At 59.4% G+C, this 18,116-nt stretch carries 15 protein-coding genes and 1 pseudogene; 8 read left to right on the top strand and 8 right to left on the bottom strand.

The genetic code is table 11. The annotated features are described in order from the left end of the window. The first annotated feature begins 134 nt into the window (after nucleotides 1–134). Nucleotides 135–1,857: pseudogene (gene cptA / locus MFP24_RS13290) on the top strand (phosphoethanolamine transferase CptA). 47 nt (nucleotides 1,858–1,904) lie between these two features. Here the strand turns inward: cptA and MFP24_RS13285 are convergent. The 3 genes from MFP24_RS13285 to ubiU form a co-directional block, all read right to left on the bottom strand. Continuing rightward, the gene (locus MFP24_RS13285; protein WP_249230768.1) at nucleotides 1,905–2,918 is read right to left on the bottom strand and encodes a luciferase-like monooxygenase; all 1,014 of its coding nucleotides are present in this window, start codon (nucleotides 2,916–2,918) and stop codon (nucleotides 1,905–1,907) included. A 105-nt stretch (nucleotides 2,919–3,023) separates the two neighbouring features. Continuing rightward, nucleotides 3,024–3,902: a U32 family peptidase gene (locus MFP24_RS13280; protein ID WP_249230767.1), complete on the bottom strand. Its 879-nt coding sequence runs from the start codon at nucleotides 3,900–3,902 to the stop codon at nucleotides 3,024–3,026. Between the two features lie 11 nt (nucleotides 3,903–3,913). Further along, nucleotides 3,914–4,909, bottom strand: a complete 996-nt coding sequence (gene ubiU / locus MFP24_RS13275) for a ubiquinone anaerobic biosynthesis protein UbiU (RefSeq protein WP_009114431.1) — start codon at nucleotides 4,907–4,909, stop codon at nucleotides 3,914–3,916. Nucleotides 4,910–5,223: 314 nt separating this feature from the next. On the opposite strand from ubiU, the gene ubiT reads away from it, so the two are divergent. Beyond that, nucleotides 5,224–5,748 carry a ubiquinone anaerobic biosynthesis accessory factor UbiT gene (ubiT, locus tag MFP24_RS13270; protein ID WP_249230766.1) on the top strand — a complete coding sequence of 175 codons (525 nt, stop codon included), beginning with the start codon at nucleotides 5,224–5,226 and terminating at the stop codon, nucleotides 5,746–5,748. Beyond that, the gene (locus MFP24_RS13265) at nucleotides 5,742–6,251 is read left to right on the top strand and encodes a GNAT family N-acetyltransferase (RefSeq protein ID WP_249230765.1); all 510 of its coding nucleotides are present in this window, start codon (nucleotides 5,742–5,744) and stop codon (nucleotides 6,249–6,251) included. The genes ubiT and MFP24_RS13265 overlap by 7 nt, the downstream gene beginning before the upstream one ends. Here MFP24_RS13265 and MFP24_RS13260 read toward each other — a convergent pair. Next, nucleotides 6,210–6,554, bottom strand: a complete 345-nt coding sequence (locus tag MFP24_RS13260) for a GIY-YIG nuclease family protein (protein ID WP_249230764.1) — start codon at nucleotides 6,552–6,554, stop codon at nucleotides 6,210–6,212. The genes MFP24_RS13265 and MFP24_RS13260 overlap by 42 nt on opposite strands. 124 nt (nucleotides 6,555–6,678) lie before the next feature. Here MFP24_RS13260 and dmeF point away from each other — a divergent pair, with 124 nt between their 5' ends. The 5 genes from dmeF to deoD all read left to right on the top strand — a co-directional run bounded on the left by dmeF (nucleotide 6,679) and on the right by deoD (nucleotide 12,316). Further along, nucleotides 6,679–7,710, top strand: coding sequence for a CDF family Co(II)/Ni(II) efflux transporter DmeF (dmeF, locus tag MFP24_RS13255; RefSeq protein ID WP_249230763.1), 1,032 nt, complete (start codon nucleotides 6,679–6,681; stop codon nucleotides 7,708–7,710). 214 nt (nucleotides 7,711–7,924) lie between these two features. Further along, entirely contained in the window at nucleotides 7,925–8,704 is a 780-nt protein-coding gene (gene deoC, locus MFP24_RS13250) for a deoxyribose-phosphate aldolase (RefSeq protein WP_249230762.1), read from the top strand. Nucleotides 8,705–8,769: 65 nt separating this feature from the next. Then, nucleotides 8,770–10,101 (top strand): thymidine phosphorylase, encoded by a 1,332-nt coding sequence (deoA, locus tag MFP24_RS13245; protein ID WP_249230761.1) that lies wholly within the window; start codon nucleotides 8,770–8,772, stop codon nucleotides 10,099–10,101. A 61-nt stretch (nucleotides 10,102–10,162) separates the two neighbouring features. Then, on the top strand, nucleotides 10,163–11,386 hold the full coding sequence (gene deoB, locus MFP24_RS13240; protein WP_249230760.1) for a phosphopentomutase: 1,224 nt from the start codon (nucleotides 10,163–10,165) through the stop codon (nucleotides 11,384–11,386). 210 nt (nucleotides 11,387–11,596) lie between these two features. After that, nucleotides 11,597–12,316, top strand: a complete 720-nt coding sequence (deoD, locus tag MFP24_RS13235) for a purine-nucleoside phosphorylase (protein WP_249230759.1) — start codon at nucleotides 11,597–11,599, stop codon at nucleotides 12,314–12,316. 24 nt (nucleotides 12,317–12,340) lie between these two features. Here deoD and MFP24_RS13230 read toward each other — a convergent pair whose 3' ends face one another. The 4 genes from MFP24_RS13230 to MFP24_RS13215 all read right to left on the bottom strand — a co-directional run bounded on the left by MFP24_RS13230 (nucleotide 12,341) and on the right by MFP24_RS13215 (nucleotide 18,113). Then, nucleotides 12,341–14,005 (bottom strand): ABC transporter ATP-binding protein/permease, encoded by a 1,665-nt coding sequence (locus MFP24_RS13230; protein ID WP_249230758.1) that lies wholly within the window; start codon nucleotides 14,003–14,005, stop codon nucleotides 12,341–12,343. A 66-nt stretch (nucleotides 14,006–14,071) separates the two neighbouring features. Continuing rightward, nucleotides 14,072–16,510 carry a TonB-dependent siderophore receptor gene (locus MFP24_RS13225; protein WP_249230757.1) on the bottom strand — a complete coding sequence of 813 codons (2,439 nt, stop codon included), beginning with the start codon at nucleotides 16,508–16,510 and terminating at the stop codon, nucleotides 14,072–14,074. A gap of 93 nt (nucleotides 16,511–16,603) precedes the next feature. Then, on the bottom strand, nucleotides 16,604–17,569 hold the full coding sequence (locus tag MFP24_RS13220; RefSeq protein WP_249230756.1) for a FecR domain-containing protein: 966 nt from the start codon (nucleotides 17,567–17,569) through the stop codon (nucleotides 16,604–16,606). Beyond that, nucleotides 17,559–18,113, bottom strand: a complete 555-nt coding sequence (locus tag MFP24_RS13215) for a sigma-70 family RNA polymerase sigma factor (protein ID WP_249230755.1) — start codon at nucleotides 18,111–18,113, stop codon at nucleotides 17,559–17,561. The genes MFP24_RS13220 and MFP24_RS13215 overlap by 11 nt, the downstream gene beginning before the upstream one ends. Between the last annotated feature and the right edge of the window lie 3 nt (nucleotides 18,114–18,116).

Below are 18,116 nucleotides of genomic sequence, written 5' to 3'. Positions count from 1 at the left end.
GATGTTGCGCGCCATTGCTTAATAATAAGCAGACGATGGATATCGCGCCTTTATAAAAATAATATTTTCTGAAAGATTCACACATCGAAACCTTTTGACATTTTTTATTAAATTATCTATTTGGAATAGAATAAATGTCTGATGTTATAAACGAGAAACGCTTTCAATGGCGAAGGCTGGGATGGCTTTTGCTCTTTTTCTGGTACTTTTCCTGCGCGTTGCAGCTGTTGATTTTATTGACCGGCCACAGCGGATTTAATGGATTAAGAGATGCATTACTCTTCAGCTTGCTTTGGTTGGTTCCCGTGTTCTTCTTTCCGCGTCAAACCCGGCTAATTACCGCCGTATTGGGTATTGTGCTGTGGGCCTCTTCGGTGGTTGCGCTCGGTTATTATGCGATTTATCAGCAAGAGTTTTCGCAAAGCGTTCTGTTTGTGATGTTTGAGTCAAATACAACGGAAGCCGGCGAATATCTGAGCCAGTATTTCAGCCTGAAAGTGGTTGGCATATTGCTGGCTTATAGCGCTATAGCCTTTTTCCTGTGGACAAGAGTGCGTCCGGTTTATTTGCCGCGCAAATATAAGGCGGGCGTCTCTTTAATTATTATTGGCGTGCTTTTCGGCGCGCCGGCCTATAAGAAAATGGCGGTGAATAAACTGTCGCTGGATGATACCGTCGGCTATCTGGCCGGACGGATGGGAACCACGGCGCCCTGGCAATTTTTTAGCAGCTATCTGGAATACCGTCAGCAACTAAACAGTATGGAAGCGATGTTGCAGCAAAATGCGGCGCTGCCGCCGCTGAAAAACCTTAAAGACGCCAACGGCGATACGCCGCGCACGCTGGTGCTGGTTATCGGCGAATCCACCACCCGCAGCCGTATGAGTCTGTATGGCTATCCGCGTCCCACCGCGCCGCGTCTGGATGCCTTAAGCAAAGCGGATCCGAACCTGGTGGTATTCAAGGACGTGGTGACGTCGCGCCCTTACACCATTGAAATTCTGCAACAGGCGCTGACCTTTGCGGATGAACAACACCCGGATCTCTACCTGAGCAAACCCTCGCTGATGAATCTGATGAAGCAGGCGGGATATAAAACGTTCTGGATCACCAACCAACAGACGATGACCAAACGCAACACCATGCTGACGGTTTTTTCACAGCAGACGGACAAGCAGTATTACCTCAACAACCAGCGCACCCAGAGCGCCCTGGCAGTATGATGATGTGGTGTTACCGCCGTTTGAGGAAGTCATGGCCGATCCGGCGGCGAAGAAATTCATCGTCGTTCACCTGTTGGGAACGCATATGAACTATAAATATCGCTATCCGCCCGCGTTCGACCGGTTCCACGATCGCGCCGGTTTGCCGACAGCGCTGAGCGATACGCAGGCCGAGGTCTTTAACCAGTATGACAATGCGGAGCTATACAACGACTATATCGTCGATAGCCTGATCAACGCCTTCGCGCAACGTCGGCCGAATGGTTTTCTGCTCTATTTTTCCGACCACGGCGAAGAGGTCTATGAAACGCCGCCGCACAACGTGCTGGGCCGCAACGAAGCCGCGCCGTCCCGGGCGATGTATACCATTCCTTTTCTGCTGTGGATGTCGCCGGAGTGGCAAAAAAATCACGCCGCCGACTATGCGCCTTACGTTGACCGCAAGTACAGCAACGCCCATCTGATTCATACCTGGTCTGATTTGGCGGGGCTGAGTTATGACTTTTATGAGCCGGCGAAAAGTGTGGTCAATCCCGCTTTCAAACCGGACGTACGCTGGATTGGCAATCCTTACGACAAAAAGGTGCTGCGCGCGTTTGACGCTCTGCCGAGCGTAACCGCGGGCGCACAATAACCGCCGCGGTGTTTGAGGGATGCGTTAGCGCATCGCTTTCTTCCAGGCTATAGCGGCCTATCCTGTTGAACGCCGATGGCGATCTCGAACGATCGCAAACGCGCCTGATGGTCGAAAATCTGGCCGTTTAGCATCACTTCATCCGCCTGCGTTTCGCGAAGCAAACTCTGTAAACCGTGGCGGACCTTAGCCCGATCGCCGACGATCGACAGGCGTAATGTTTGCTCCACGCCGAACTGCTCCGCCGGGGACCAGAATGCGTCCATATCTTCCACCGGCGCGGGCAGCGGGCCGGGCGTGCCGCGGCGCAGGTTGATGAACTGCTGCTGCATCGAAGTAAACAGAAAACGGGCGTCGCGGTCGCTGTCGGCGGCGACCACGTTAACGCACACCATGGCATAGGGTTTGGCGTGCGCGGCCGAGGGTTGAAAGGTTTCACGATAAACCTGCAGCGCCTGCAGCAGCATATCGGGAGCGAAGTGGGCGGCAAAGGCGAAAGGCACCCCTAAAGAGGCGGCCAGCTGCGCGCTGTACAGACTTGAACCCAGCAGCCAGACGGGAATCCCTAACCCCTGGCCGGGCACGGCCTGCACCGCCTGTCCCGGCTGCACGTCGGCGAAGTAGCGTTGCAGTTCCTGTACGTCTTTGGGGAAATCGTCGATTTCGGCGTTCAGGTGCCGCCGCAGCGCCCTCATGGTCCTCTGATCGGTGCCCGGCGCCCGGCCGAGCCCGAGGTCGATGCGGCCGGGATAGAGCGACTCCAGCGTGCCGAACTGTTCGGCAATCACCAGCGGGGAGTGATTCGGCAGCATCACGCCGCCGGAGCCGAGACGGATACGCTGCGTGCCCGACGCCAGATAGCCAATCAGCACCGAGGTGGCGGCGCTGGCGATACCGGTCATATTGTGGTGTTCCGCCAGCCAGTAGCGATGGTAGCCCCAGCGTTCAGCCTGTTGCGCCAAATCCAGCGAGCGGCTGAAGGCATCCCGCGCCGTAAACCCGACCGGTATCGGCGCCAGATCCAGAATAGAAAAAGGGACGGACTGAAGATCAACGGACATAGCAAAGGCTCACTTTATCAGGTTCCAGATAGCTTTGAGTATTGCGCCGTTTGGCGCAATTTGACACCCCGGAGCGAAATTTAGCGTTATCAGCCGGCCCGGACTTTACGGCACCAGTTCCAGCCCGGCGACCCGGCGCCAGTAGCCGTTGCAGTCGGCGTTTTTCTCCAGCGCCAGCGGCGCCTGGCCGTTTTCGTTGGCGCGGAAGGCGTCGACCATCGCCAGCGTCTCCATCCCCTGCGGCGACAGACGCACGATATCCACCAGGCCGGCCATGCCGGGGAGTTCGTTGCCCAGGTTGTAGCAGTAGCCGCTCTGCGTCTGGATGCCGTTGAGCACAAACACCTGCTGATCTTCCTGAGACAGCACCTTGCGCCCCTGCGGGTAGTGGATGCAGCAGGTTTCGCACTCATCCTTGGCGCGGTTTTCCGAACGGGCGGTAAAGCAGCGGGCGGAATACGCCAGCGGCAGATGTCCGTAGCTCAGCACTTCAACCTCAAACTGGTTGCGGAACCCCAACTCGTCGCACTGGTTCAGCAGGTTTTGCAGCCAGTCGCGGGAGAGCTCGACCGGCATACACCAGCGCACCATGCCCTGTTGGCGCAGCAGGCGCAGGGTATAGGCGTTGTAACAATTGAGGGCATGTCCGGCGACAAAGGGCAGATGGCGGTCCGCCGCCATATTGACGGCGCCGAGATCGTTCGCTTCCAGCAGGAAGTCGCCGTTTTCCACGTAGCGTTTCAGTTCGTTCAGCTCCGACGGCGCCTGGAGCAGCGCCAGCGTGGAAATGACCACCTGTTTGCCGCCGGCGGCGAGCTGCCGGGCGAGGTCGAGCCAGTCGGCGACTTTCATCGCCCGCCGCTTGCTGCAAACGGTTTCGCCAAGATAGATAATGTCCGCGCCGCTGTGCGCCGCGGCCTGATAGAACGCGGCGATATCGTCTTTGGGCCAGTAGTAGAGGATGGCGCCCAGTGCATATTTCATCTTGTCTCCTGCTACTGCCATTTGCGGTGATAGGCGCCCAGCGTGGTTTGCGTGCCTTCCGCCACGGCGCCGAGGGTATCCATCCACTCCTGCGTCGGGCTGAATGCGGCGGGGTCGGCGACGCAGCGGTCAATCGCCTGCCGCCAGACGCGGGTGATCTGGCTGACATAGGCGGGACTGCGCTGGCGTCCCTCTATTTTTACCGACGCGATATTGGCCGCCAGCAGTTCGGGCAGCAGTTCCAGCGTATTCAGGCTGGTGGGCTCTTCAAGCACGTGATAGCGCTGCCCGTCCACCAGGTAGCGTCCCTTGCATAACGTCGGGTAGCCGGCGTTTTCATCATCCTGATAGCGGTCGATCAGCACGTTATTCAGGCGCGACTCCATCCCGCGCGCGGTTTGCTGCCAGCGCACAAAGCGCGCCGGCGAGCAGGCGCCCACCGTATTCGGCGACTCGCCGGTCAGGTAAGAGGACAGATAGCAGCGCCCTTCCGCCATAATGCACAGGCTGCCGAAAGCAAACACTTCCAGCGGAACCGGGCTGGTGCGCGCCAGCTGTTTTACCTGATGGATGGAAAGCACCCTGGGCAGCACGATACGCGAGACGTCGAAGTGGCGCTGGTAAAAATGAATCGCCTCGGTATTGGTGGCGGAAGCCTGCACCGAGACGTGGCGTTCAATCTCGGGGTAGCGACGCGCGGCGTATTCCAGCATCGCCAGATCGGCCAGGATCAGCGCGTCCGCGCCGGTTTGCGCCGCCATATCCACGGCGCGCTCCCAGCGCTGGTAGCCGTCCGGGTGGGCAAAGGTATTGATGGCGATATGCAGTTTGCGCCGGTGACGGTGCACGTAGTCGCGCGCTTCCTGCAGTTTCTTGTCGGTAAAGTTGAGTCCGGCGAAGTGGCGGGCGTTGGTGTCGTCTTTCAGGCCGATATAGACCGCGTCCGCGCCATTGTCGATAGCAGCTTTCAGTGCCGGAAGGTTTCCGGCGGGGCAAAGCAGTTCCATACACTTTCCTTCATTAATCAAGGCACTCGAACGCGTCGACGCGCCGAGGCGATCAATGATGTTGGTGGATCAATAAAATTTTTATCAGTCGATAAATATTTTTAACAATAGATGATCTTAATTAAGCTGTCAGCGCAGGACTTTGATTTAAACCAGCTAATCGTGTAATGAACGGCTACGCCTTGCACCCGCGCTGTCGGCAGCGGTGAAGAACCGGCTAAATTATTGACATAGACCTCGGCTGCTTTGGCGCGATGTGGCAAAATGAGCGCAGATTATCTGAACCGTCGGATTGCTTTAAGAGGAGTACGCCAGTGTTGGAAAAACTACGGGCGCGGATTGTGCGTCAAGGGCCGGGCTTATTGGGCAAACCATTAAAGTTCACTCCTTTTGCCATACAGCGTCAGGTTCTGGAGCAAATGTTGCGCTGGCAGTTTCGTCAGGCGCTGGAAGAGGGCGAACTGGCGTTTCTGGAAGGTCGCTGGCTGAAGATTGAGGTGCGGGACGTCGGGCTGCGGTGGTTTATGACGCTGCGCGATAACCGGCTGGCGGTGAGCGATGAGGAAACGGCGGATGTCAGCTTCAGCGCCGATGCGAACGATCTTGTGCTGATCGCGGCGCGTAAGGAGGATCCCGACACGCTGTTTTTCCAGCGTCGTTTGCGCATCGAGGGCGATACCGAACTCGGGCTGTACGTAAAAAACCTGATGGACGCCATCGAGCTGGAGGCCATGCCCGCGCCGCTGCGCATCGGGCTGCTGCAACTGGCTGATTTTGTCGAGGCGGGGCTACAGGAGGGCGTGGTGCAATCTACCGATCACGCGCCCGCTTCATGTTAGTGCGCGTTGAAATTCCGGTCGACGCCGCGGGGATCGACAGCCTGTTGCGGCGGTCGTTTCCGACCGACGCCGAAGCCGAGCTGGTTCACCAACTGCGCGAAGACGGTCAGTTGACGCTGGGGATCGTGGCGACGGATGATGAGGGCGGGGTGGTGGGATACGCCGCTTTCAGCCCGGTGCTGCTCGAAGGAGAAGACCGCCAGTGGGTGGCGCTGGCGCCGTTGGCGGTGGAGGAAAGCCTGCGCCGTCAGGGGATCGGTCAGCAGCTGGTGTACGAGGGGTTGGATGCGCTGAATGAGTTCGGCTACACCGCCGTGGTGGTAGTCGGCGATCCGGCCTACTATGCCCGCTTTGGCTTTGTTTCCGCCGCGCAGCAACAGCTGCACTGCCGCTGGCCGGAGGGCGCCACGGCTTTTCAGGTTTACCCGCTGACGGATAACCATTTTGAAGGCGCGAGCGGGTTAGTGGAGTATGCCGAGCCCTTCCACCGTTTTCTGGCATAGACCATCGAACAACGACGCAGGCTGGTCGCGCACCAGCCTCTCTTTCTGGCCTTTGCTCAACTGCTTGATGCGGTACTCCAGCTTTAACGCGCTTGAGCGGCTGCCCGCCGGACACTGGAACACCAGCGTCAACGCGCCTTTTCCCCGCAGTGCCTTCGCGCCTTTTCCCGCCTGATGCTGAGCCACGCGGCGCGCCACATCGGTGGTGATGCCGGTGTAGAGCAGGCCGCTTGCCGTACGCAGCATATACAGATACCAGCAGGGTTCGGCGGGGCGTTCGGTCACGGCATGATTATCGCTCATGGTTATCGCTGTGGTTGCATCGGGTTTCCGCATTTTACGGCCACCGGCGACGGGTGTCGATGCTCGCCGACCGGCGCTGCGTTATACTCAGCGTCAGTACCAATGAGTCAGGGTGGGGGAAGAGATGTCGCACATACCACAAACATACGGATCGCATTCTCACGTTTTTGACGCCGGCAATCCTCTGGCGGAAAGGAATACCCGATATGCCGCCTTGCTGACCGCGGTGATGATGGTGGCGGAAATCGTCGGAGGATGGTACTTCAACTCCATGGCGCTGCTGGCGGATGGCTGGCATATGAGTTCGCATGCGCTGGCGCTGGGACTGTCGGTGATGGCATACGCCGCGGCCCGGCGGCTGGCGGCGGACCGCCGTTTTACCTTCGGCACCTGGAAGATCGAAGTTCTGGGGGGATTTACCAGCGCCATTTTGCTGGTGCTCGTCGCCATTGTGATGCTGTATGAGTCGGTAGAGCGGCTGTTTTATCCGGCCGTCATTCAATACAATCAGGCCATCGCGCTTGCCGCGGGCGGCCTGCTGGTTAACCTGGCCTGCGCCTGGCTGCTGCGCGGCCATCATGATCATCATGCGCACCATGACCATCATACTCACGACGATCGTTCCGCACGCCATCAACATAGGCACCACGATCGCCACGCCGACCACGATCATGCCGCACCGGGCCATCACCACGCCCATGAGCCGCCGGCGCATGAAAGGCATCAGGATCTGAATTTGCGCTCGGCCTACCTTCACGTAATTGCCGATGCGGCAACCTCCGTGCTGGCGATTGCGGCGCTGATCGGCGGCAAGCTATGGGGCGCCGCCTGGCTGGATCCGGTTATGGGCATTGTAGGCGCGGCTCTGGTTGCCCTGTGGGCCTACGGATTGATTCGCCAGACGGGCCGCGTCTTGCTGGACGCCGAAATGGATGCGCCGGTGGTGGACGAAATCAGGGAGATTATTACCGCCAGCCCGATTGCCGCCGAACTGACCGATTTGCACGTATGGCGGGTGGGAACGGCCAAATACGCCTGTATCCTGAGTTTGACCACCGCTCAGCCGGTCAGCCCGGACTATTACAAGCGGCGGCTGGCGGCGCATAAAGGGCTGGTTCATATCACGGTGGAAATCAACGCCGCCGGCGGGCAATAGCCGCAACCGGTAATTGGCGCAATAAATCACGAATACTGCATTATATGTGCGCCAGATCACATATAATCCCACTCCATTACATCATTTTTACATTAAGTGTGAATGGCAACGCAAAATAACCCGGCGCGGCATGGTCAAATACCCAGGATGTTATCCAATATCTACCTAGCCCTAATCCCCGTCGGTCGGACCGGCTGACCAGTTGGAGAGCTGTATGACAACGTTAACCGCTGTGGCGCAACGCGCGCTGGCGCTGATGGATTTAACCACTCTTAACGATGACGATAGCGATGAAAAAGTGACGGCGCTGTGCCAGCAGGCGAATAGCCCGGCGGGCAAAACGGCCGCTATCTGTATCTATCCGCGCTTTATTCCGCTGGCGCGCAAGGTACTGCGCGAGCAGGGAACCCCGGAGATCCGTATCGCCACCGTAACCAATTTTCCCCACGGCAACGACGACGTCGCCATCGCGCTGGCGGAAACCAACGCGGCCATCGCCTACGGCGCGGACGAGGTGGATGTGGTCTTCCCTTACCGTTCATTGATCGCCGGCGACGCGCAAATCGGGTTTGATCTGGTGCGGGCGTGTAAAACGGCCTGCGAGGCGGCCGATGTGCTGCTGAAAGTGATTATTGAAACCGGCGAATTGCAACAGGACGCGCTGATCCGCCAGGCCAGCGAGATCGCCATTGACGCCGGCGCCGATTTTATCAAGACCTCCACCGGTAAAGTCGCGGTCAACGCCACGCCGCACAGCGCGGAAATCATGCTGCGGGCGATTCGTGATAAAGGCGTGGGCGAACGCGTGGGATTCAAGGCGGCGGGGGGCGTGCGCAGCGCCGCAGAGGCGGCAATCTATCTGCAACTGGCCGATGAGATTATGGGACCGGGGTGGGTTGACGCGCGGCATTTCCGCTTCGGGGCATCGAGTTTGCTAACCAGTCTGCTGTCTGCGTTGGGCCATCAGTCAGCGGACCGGCCCGGCGGTTATTGAGCGCGCGCCGCCGACGATTGCAAAATATAACCGCTGCTTTTATTCACTTATCAGGAGAGCATGCTTTGTTTCTGGTTCAGGAAATCATTCGCAAAAAGCGTGACGGCCATCCCTTGAGCGACGAAGAGATCCGTTTCTTCGTTAACGGCATCCGCGATAACACGGTGTCTGAAGGGCAAATCGCCGCGCTGGCGATGACCATCTACTTCCATGATATGTCGATGGCGGAGCGCGTTTCCCTGACGCTGGCGATGCGCGACTCCGGCACGGTGCTTGACTGGAAGCGCCTGAATTTGAACGGGCCGCTGGTGGATAAACACTCGACCGGCGGCGTAGGGGATGTGACCTCGCTGATGCTGGGGCCGATGGTCGCCGCCTGCGGAGGATACGTTCCGATGATCTCCGGGCGCGGGCTGGGGCATACCGGCGGCACGCTGGATAAGCTGGAATCCATTCCCGGGCTGGATATCTTCCCGGACGACGCCGCTTTCCGGCGCATCATCCAGCAGGTCGGCGTGGCGATTATCGGCCAGACCAGCTCGCTGGCGCCGGCGGATAAGCGTTTTTACGCCACGCGCGACATTACCGCCACGGTGGATTCGATACCGCTGATCACCGCCTCCATTCTGGCGAAAAAACTGGCCGAAGGGCTGGATGCGCTGGTGATGGATGTTAAGGTGGGCTCCGGCGCCTTTATGCCGACCTATGCGCTTTCGGAGCAGTTGGCGCAGGCGATCGTCGGGGTCGCCAATCATGCGGGGTGCCGCACCAGCGCGCTGCTGACCGATATGAATCAGGTGCTGGCCTCCAGCGCCGGCAATGCGCTGGAGGTGCGCGAGGCGGTGCGTTTCCTTACCGGGGAGCATCGCAACCCGCGCCTGTATGAGGTGACGATGGCGCTGTGCGAAGAGATGCTGCTGGCCGGCGGGCTGGCCGACTGCGCCGCGGATGCCCGCGCCCAACTGCAAACGGCGCTGGATAACGGCCGGGCGGCGGAGGTGTTCGGGCGGATGGTGGCGGCGCAGCGCGGTCCCGCCGACTTTGTCGAACATTATGAACGCTATTTGCCGGCCGCCACGTTAAGCAAGCCCGTTTTTGCCGACCATGACGGCATGGTGACCGCCATGGATACCCGGGCGCTGGGTATGGCGGTGGTGACGCTGGGGGGCGGACGCCGCCAGGCCGGCGACGCCATTGATTACAGCGTGGGGCTGAATGAGGTGGTTCGCCTGGGCGAGCGCGTCGACGGCCAGCGACCGCTGGCGGTGATCCACGCCAATACGGAGGCGCAATGGCGGCAGGCGGCGGACGACGTGCGCGCGGCGATCGCCGTGGGCGAGCGGGCGGCGCCGACGACACCGGTTATCTATCGCCGCATGAACGCGGACGAGGTGTGATATCTATTTTCCAACGTCGGCAGGCTGGGCCTGCCGCGTGTAACAACGCAGGAGATAAATAATGAAACGTGCCTATATTATGGTGCTCGACTCGTTTGGCATCGGCAGCAGCGCCGATGCGGAGCGCTTTGGCGACGCGGGCTCGGATACGCTGGGCCATATCGCCCAGGCCTGCGCGGCGGGCAAGGCCGATCAGGGGCGCAAGGGGCCGCTGCATTTGCCCAACCTGAGCCGCCTGGGGCTGGGAAAAGCGGCCGAGGAGTCCACCGGCGCTTTTCCCGCGGGGCTGGATCCGCAGGCGGATATTATCGGCGCCTACGCGTACGCCAGCGAAATCTCCTCAGGCAAGGATACCCCGTCCGGTCACTGGGAAATCGCCGGGGTGCCGGTGCTGTTCGACTGGGGCTATTTCAAGGATGAAGAAAACAGCTTTCCGCAGGAGCTGCTGGATAAGCTGGTGAAACGCGCCAATCTGCCGGGCTATCTGGGCAACTGCCACTCTTCCGGCACGGTGATCCTGGATAAGCTGGGCGAAGAACATATGAAAACCGGCAAGCCGATTTTCTACACCTCCGCCGACTCCGTATTCCAGATTGCCTGCCACGAAGAGACGTTCGGTTTGGAGAAGCTTTACGAACTGTGTGAGATCGCCCGCGAAGAGTTGACCGAGGGCGGCTACAACATCGGCCGGGTGATTGCCCGTCCGTTCGTCGGGGATAAGCCCGGCGACTTCCAGCGCACCGGCAACCGGCACGATCTGGCCGTGGAGCCGCCGGCGCCGACCATCCTGAAAAAGCTGGTGGAAGAGCAGGGCGGCGAGGTGGTGTCGGTGGGCAAGATTGCCGATATTTACGCCCAGGTCGGTATTACCCAAAAGGTGAAGGCCACGGGAATTGACGCGCTTTACGATGCGACCCTGCAGGAAATGGACAAAGCGGGAGATAACACCATCGTCTTTACCAATTTCGTCGATTTTGACTCATCCTACGGCCACCGCCGGGACGTGGCGGGCTATGCCGCCGCGCTGGAGCTGTTCGATCGCCGTCTGCCGGAAATGCTCGCGCGGGTGACCGGGGATGATATTTTGATCCTCACCGCCGACCACGGCTGCGACCCGACCTGGCACGGCACCGACCATACCCGCGAAAATGTGCCGGTGCTGATTTACGGCCCGAAAGTAAAACCCGGCTCCTACGGGCACCGCGATACGTTTGCGGATATCGGTCAGACGGTGGCGAAGTATTTCGGGTTATCGGCGATGGATTATGGCAAGTCGATATTGTAAAACGCTTACTGCGGACTCCCTCCCGGCCTCCCCCTTGCCAGGGGGAGGAGTGACATGCCCCCTCCCCTGCGAAGGGGAGGGCCGAAGGGGAGGGCCGGGGTGGGGTCAAACGATTGCAGAATTTACGTCGCGCCTGTCGCGACCGGTGTTTTTAACCTCGCGCCTGCTGGCGCGCGAGTGATTTTATGTTGATTAATAAGGAATAAAAGCATGGCTACGCCACATATTAATGCGGAAAGGGGTGATTTTGCGGACGTGGTACTGATGCCGGGCGACCCGCTGCGCGCAAAGTACATCGCCGAAACCTTTCTGGAAAATGCCCGCGAAGTCAACAACGTGCGCGGCATGCTGGGGTTCACCGGCACCTATAAAGGGCGCAATATTTCGGTGATGGGCCACGGCATGGGGATCCCCTCCTGCTCCATCTATGCCAAAGAGCTGATCACCGAGTTCGACGTGAAGAAAATCATCCGCGTTGGCTCGTGCGGCGCGGTGCGCGGCGACGTAAAACTGCGCGACGTGGTGATTGGCATGGGCGCCTGTACCGACTCCAAGGTAAACCGCCTGCGCTTTAAAGACCATGACTACGCCGCCATTGCGGATTTCGATATGGTGCGTAACGCCGTGGATGCCGCCAAAGCTCACGGCGTAAGCGTGCGCGTCGGCAATCTTTTCTCCGCCGACCTGTTCTATACGCCGGACCCGCAAATGTTCGACGTGATGGAAAAATACGGCATTCTGGGCGTGGAGATGGAAGCCGCCGGCATTTACGGCGTGGCGGCGGAGTTCGGCGCCAAGGCGCTGGCTATCTGCACCGTCTCCGACCATATCCGCTCCGGCGAACAAACCACCGCTGAAGAACGCCAGACCACGTTTAACGAGATGATCGAAATCGCCCTGGAATCCGTTCTGCTGGGCGATAGCGAGTAAGTCGGCCGCCCCTCTGCCGGCCGGCTACCGGCGGCAGGGCGTCAGACACAAGCGCTTCTCGAACCGGGCGCACACCGCGGGCTGATGGCTCGCGGCCAGCACGATCGTCCGCGGCAGCGTCTGGCGTAACCGCGTAAGCAGTTGCAGGGCCGCGGCGTCATCCAACTGGCTGGTGGCCTCATCCAGACACAGCAGCGCGGGGCGCAGCAGCAATGCGCGCGCCAGCGAGAGCCGTTGCTGCTCGCCGCCGGACAGTTCCCGACTCCAGTTGGTTGTTTCATCCAGCCTGTCGAGCAGCGACGTCAGTCCCACCTGTTGCAACGCCAGACGCAATGACTCCGTCTCCGGCGCCTCCGCCTGCGGATAACACAGCACCTGACGCAGCCTATCCTCCGGCAGATAAGGCTTCTGCGGCAAAAACAGCGCCTTGCCCGCCGGTAGCCGGTATTCTCCCCGCACGGCGGGCCATAGCCCGGCCAGGGCGCGCAGCAGCGTGGTTTTCCCGCTGCCGCTGGCCGCCGACAGCAGCGCCCACTCTCCTTCTTGCAGCGTGGCGCTGAGCGGCGTCAATAACGGCGTGCCGTCGGGGCGATGCACGCTGAGCGCCGCGATATGCAGGGTATCGCCGTCGCGGGGCGGCGCTTGCCGCTCCGGCAGCTGGCTCAGGCGCTGCTGGAACTCCCACAGTCGCTCGATGGTGGCCGACCAGGCCACCAACTGGCGATAAGAGTCGATAAACCAGCCGAAGGCGTCCAGCACGTAGCCGAAGGCGCTGCTGGCCTGCATCACCGCGCCCAGCGTAATCTGCCGCGCCAGATAAACCGGCAGAATGGCGAACACCGGGATCATCAGGCTGAGGCGAAAATAGCTGGTGATAAAGCTTTCCAGCCGGAACTCTTGCCCCATCAGGCTGCGCCAGTTGGCGGCAATCGCCCGGAAGCGCCGCTGCATGCGCGTTTGCTCGGCGGCTTCCCCCTGATAAAGCGCGATCTGCTCGCTATGCTCGCGCACCCGCAGCAGCGTAGTGCGGTAGTCCGCCTCGGCGCGCTGCCTGGCGATGTTAAGGCCGTGCAGCCGATGTCCCAGAAGATGGGCGAACAGGCTGTTGATAAGCGCGTAACCCAGCGCAATCCATACCAGATAGCCGTGAATGGTAATGCCGTGGCCGCCGATGCTGAAGGTTTGCACGCCGGACAGCTGCCACAGGATTACGATAAAGGAGAAAAAGCGGGCGATGTTTTTCAACAGCGACAGCAGCAGTTCCAGGCTTTGCTCAATCAACAGCCGGATATCCTCGGCGATACGCTGATCGGGGTTGTCCGGTTCGCCGCGCAGGCTGAGCCGGTAGTGGGCGCCATGGGTCAGCCATAGCCGTTCAAAATGCCGTGTCATATCCTGGCGGCAGCGGATAATCAGCAGCTTTTTCAGCCAGTTGCCGCAGACGATCGCCAGCACGAACATGGCGGTATAGCCCGCATAGCGCCAGGCCAGCGCGGCAATGGACGCGTGCTGAAAATAGTCGGCCAGCGCATCGTAAAAGTCTTTGCTCCAGTTGTTATACAGCACGCTGACCCAGACCACGGACAGCGTCAGCGCGATAACGGCGAGCAGCGACAGCCAGCACAAGAGCGCGCGGCGGGTACGCCAGAACGGCGCGATCAGCTGATAAAAGCGTTTTAGTGTTTGCATCGGATAGTTAACCCGCGGCCCGCCGTAAAGCGGCCCGCGTTCTGTCGGTGAGCTGGCATAGGGCAATCAGAAGGTGTATTTCGCCGTCAGCATAAAGTTGCGCGGATCGCCGTAGAAGTTGTAACCGTTGATGCTGCGATTATTCAGCGTGCGGTAATAAGTTTTATCGGTCAGATTGTTGCCGGTCAGATTAAAACTCAGATGCTTATCGTACTGGTAAGTGATATTGGCGTTAACCAGGGTATAGCCGCCCTGATAGACATTGTAGGTGGTGTTGGTATCGCTTTGCGCCGTCACTCCGGCGCCGAGGGTCCACTGATTAAGCGCGCCCGGCAGGTTATAGCTGCTGTAGAGCTTCAACATATGCTGCGGCGTATAAGGGCTGTAGTTTTGCCCCCGCTCACTCTCTTTTCCTTCCAGATACTTGGTATTGGTGAGCGTATAGCCGGCAAATAATTGCCATCCTTCCGTCAGCTTGCCGGAGACTTCCAGCTCCACCCCCTGACTGCGTACTTTCCCTTCGGCGCGGTAGCAGCTATCGCCGTCGGGGCAGTTGATATCCGCCACCGCGCGATTGGCTTGAATAATACGATACAGCGCGATAGACGCGTTCAGGTCGCCATCAAAAAATTCGCCTTTAATCCCGGTCTCGTAGTTTTTACCCGATACCGCGGGTAGCAGCGCCTTGTGGCGATCGGTGTACTCCTGCGGCTTGTAGATATCGCTGTAGCTGGCGTACCAGGTGTAATTGTCAGCGAAATCCCACAGCAGACCCGCGTAAGGAATGAGTTTATCGCGAACTTTGTAGCTGCTGGAATGGATCGTATTGCCGGTAGCGCGGTTGGTATTGTACATATCGTAGCTGAAAGCGCTGTAACGGCTACCGAGAATCAGCTTCCAGTCATCGGCCAGTTCCAGCCGGGTGGTGGCGAACAGGGCGCGCTGGTAGATATTGTATTGGTAGCGGCGGATGTAGTCCGGCCAATCTGCTTCGGGCAGCGAATCGGGTTGCCAGCGGTAAATATCGACGGCGTCGTTTTGTATCACCCGGCCAAACAGATTATCGAAGTTCTCTTTCTGGTAATCGGCGCCTACCACCAGTTCATGATTACGGTTCAACAATTCAAACGGACCGTTCAGGCTCAGGTTATATCCCCATTGATCGGAGCTGTTTTCCCGCTGGAGGGCGTTATTCAGGCGCGGCGTGGCGCTGCCGTAGATGCCGATAAATTTTCCTTCGGCGGAAGAGCGGGTGTAATTCAGCGCGCTTTTTAGCGTCCAGTCATTGTCGAAGTTGTGTTCGATTTCGGCGAAAGGATTGATTTTTTCAAAGGTGATGCGGTTCCAGCCGGCGCCGAGGAAGGTTGAGCGCGGCAGCTTCAGGCTGCCGTAGTTGGTGGCTAGCGGCAAGCCGTAGAGGTCGGGAACGGTAGAAGTTTTCTGCCAGTTAATCCCGGCGGTAAGCGTGGTGTCGGGCGTCATATCCCAGGCCAGCGTACCGAACAGCACCTTGCGTTCGCTGTCGACGTAATCGACGAAGCTTTGTTTATCCTGATACACGCCGACAATACGGCCGCGCAGGCTGGCGTCGTCATTCAGCGGTCCGGAAACGTCCATTTCACTGCGGTAATTATCCCAACTGCCGGCGCCGACGCTGCCGGAAGCCTGAAAATCATAGGTGGGCTTTTTACGCACCAGGTTGACGGTGCCGCCCGGCTCGCCGTTGCCTTGCGTCAGGCCGGAGGCGCCGCGCAGAATTTCGAGATGATCGTAAATCGCCAGATCGGGCGATTCGCTGGATGCTTCAGAGAAGCCCATACCGGATACGCTGTTCTGGAAAGATGAACTGGCGCCATCTTCTTTGACGTTATCCATGGTAAAACCGCGCGACTGAAATTTTACCTGGTAGGAACTTTCGTTAACCACATTGACCCCGGTGGTCTGGCTCATCGCCTCATCCAGCGTGGTCATATTCTGATCGTTCATGCGCTGGCGGGTCACTACGCTGACCGACTGCGGGGTTTCGCGCGGCGACAGATTCAGCTGCGTGGCGGTGCCCATGCCGCGCGTGGTGTAGGAGTGGGTACCTTCCGTCATGCCGTTACGGTTAACCGCGGCCACCACCAGCATCTCATCGCCCTCCGGCGTTTTCTGCAACAGATAGGTGTCGTCAGACTGCTTCACCGCCTGTAGGCCGCTGCCGGCCAGCAGGGCGCGGAATCCGTCCTCCACGTCATAATTCCCCTGTAACGCCGCGCCGCTTTTTCCGCTTGCCAGAGCGGCGTCGCCGACCAGATAGACGCCGGACTGAGCGGCGAACTGGTTTAACTGAGTGCTTAACGAACCCGCCGGGATCGCGTAGGCGTGCGGCGTCTGTACATCCGCCCGCGCCATGCCGGGAGAGATAAGTAAAGGCGCGCCGCACAGCAGAATCCGTATGGCGACGGCGATGGTTTTGGGCGTCCGGCCTGCGCCGCGTCCGGAGAAATATGGTGTGATTGACATAGTGATCTTGCCTTCTGACCCAGAGTGAAAAAAGAGTGCTTTTACTGTGAATCGAAGGACGAGACCAAAAGGGGAACCGAAATGATAATTTTTTTATTTCCTCTCTACCGTCACCCACCAGGGAAAACGCCGTTGGACCCGGATGGGGAAGGTCTGCTCCAGCATCGCCAGCGCCTTATCCGTATCGGTCAGCGGGAAAGTGCCCATCACCCGCAGGGCGGCGATATCCGGCTGACAGGCCAGATAGCCGTGGCGGTAGCGAGCCAGCCGCGCGATCACCTCGCCCAGCGGCATATTGTCCGCCTGTAATAGACCCTGCGACCAACCGGCGTCGGTTTGTTGGCTGGGCAGCAACGATCCCTGTCCCCGAAGATCAAAATCCAGCTGCTGACCGGCGTCCACCCGGCGCGGCGTCTGCGCATGACGGGCGGTGACCTCAACGGCGCCCTGATAGACGGTTAAATGCGTGGTTTCCTCGCGCTGCTCCACGCTGAAGCGGGTGCCCAGCGCCTGCATTTGCCCTTGTGCGCTGGAAACAAACAGCGGGCGGATATCAGGGGCGGTGTCAATCAGCACGTCGCCCGCCAGCAGCGCAATCTGGCGGCGTTGATTGTCGTAGCGTACGTCGATGGCGCTGGCGGTATTCAGCCAGATTCGGGTGCCGTCCTGTAGCCTGAGGCGTTTGATTTCACCGGTGGCGCTGTGGTGATCCGCCGTTAACGCCAGCAGCGATCCGCGCAGCGGCGTATAACGATAGGTCGCCCAGGATAAAAGCGAGCCGACGCCCAGGAAAGCCATCAGTTTGAGGGCGGCGCGACGATTAACGTCAGTCGGCTGGTGCAGCAGGGCGCTGACGGCGGGTTGACGAGTGTCGCCGCGCAAAGGCTGAAAACGCTGGCTGACTTTCCGTACGTACTCCCAGGCAAGGCGATTCTCCTCGCTCTCCTCCACCCAGCGTTGCCAGTGGCGATGCTGTTCATCATCGGCGGGGAGATCGAGCAGTTGGGCATACCATTGCGCCGCCTGCTGTAGCGCGCTAAAGCCGGGTTTACCGCTCATTGTTCGCCCGATCAAACGGCGCGCCGCCTTCCAGCTCCGCTTCCAGCAGCACGCAGTGCAGCATGGCCTGCGCCATGTATTTTTTCACCATGCGTTCGGAAACGCCGAGCTGCGCGGCGATTTGCCGATAGGCCAATCCCTGAATCTGCGCCATCACAAAGGCGGCGCGCACCTTTTCCGGCAGCGTCCGCAGCATGGCGTCAACCTGATACAGCGTTTCAAGGATGATGTTGCTGTGCTCCGCCGACAGGGCGACGTCCTGCGGCAGATCGCCAAGCGAACTCAGCCAGGCGCGCTCGATTTCCCGCCGGCGCCATAAATCCACGCACATGCCCTGCGCCATCACGCTCAGATAGGCGCGCGCCCCCGCATGGCTGTCGAACTGACGCGGTTTGAGCAGCAGACGTAAAAAAACGTCCTGCGCCAGATCGGCGGCGTCACACAAATTTCCCAGGCGTTTGCGCAGCAGCCCCTGCAACCAGCCGTGGTGCTGGTGGTAGAGCTGATGGATATCAGCAGCGGTATCAAGATGAACTGATGACATGTC

It is taken from the genome of Brenneria tiliae, from assembly GCF_023347575.1.
GTDB classification, from domain to species: Bacteria; Pseudomonadota; Gammaproteobacteria; order Enterobacterales; family Enterobacteriaceae; genus Brenneria; species Brenneria corticis.
This window is presented reverse-complemented; position numbering and strand designations above follow the sequence as displayed.

Bases quoted from the DNA above. Each gene is read 5' to 3' on its own strand.
- MFP24_RS13285 (WP_249230768.1), bottom strand. From the start codon at position 2,918: ATGTCCGTTGATCTTCAGTCCGTCCCTTTTTCTATTCTGGATCTGGCG.
- MFP24_RS13280 (WP_249230767.1), bottom strand. From the start codon at position 3,902: ATGAAATATGCACTGGGCGCCATCCTCTACTACTGGCCCAAAGACGAT.
- ubiU (WP_009114431.1), bottom strand. From the start codon at position 4,909: ATGGAACTGCTTTGCCCCGCCGGAAACCTTCCGGCACTGAAAGCTGCT.
- MFP24_RS13265 (WP_249230765.1), top strand. From the start codon at position 5,742: ATGTTAGTGCGCGTTGAAATTCCGGTCGACGCCGCGGGGATCGACAGC.
- MFP24_RS13260 (WP_249230764.1), bottom strand. From the start codon at position 6,554: ATGAGCGATAATCATGCCGTGACCGAACGCCCCGCCGAACCCTGCTGG.
- dmeF (WP_249230763.1), top strand. From the start codon at position 6,679: ATGTCGCACATACCACAAACATACGGATCGCATTCTCACGTTTTTGAC.
- deoC (WP_249230762.1), top strand. From the start codon at position 7,925: ATGACAACGTTAACCGCTGTGGCGCAACGCGCGCTGGCGCTGATGGAT.
- deoB (WP_249230760.1), top strand. From the start codon at position 10,163: ATGAAACGTGCCTATATTATGGTGCTCGACTCGTTTGGCATCGGCAGC.
- deoD (WP_249230759.1), top strand. From the start codon at position 11,597: ATGGCTACGCCACATATTAATGCGGAAAGGGGTGATTTTGCGGACGTG.
- MFP24_RS13230 (WP_249230758.1), bottom strand. From the start codon at position 14,005: ATGCAAACACTAAAACGCTTTTATCAGCTGATCGCGCCGTTCTGGCGT.
- MFP24_RS13225 (WP_249230757.1), bottom strand. From the start codon at position 16,510: ATGTCAATCACACCATATTTCTCCGGACGCGGCGCAGGCCGGACGCCC.
- MFP24_RS13220 (WP_249230756.1), bottom strand. From the start codon at position 17,569: ATGAGCGGTAAACCCGGCTTTAGCGCGCTACAGCAGGCGGCGCAATGG.
- MFP24_RS13215 (WP_249230755.1), bottom strand. From the start codon at position 18,113: ATGTCATCAGTTCATCTTGATACCGCTGCTGATATCCATCAGCTCTAC.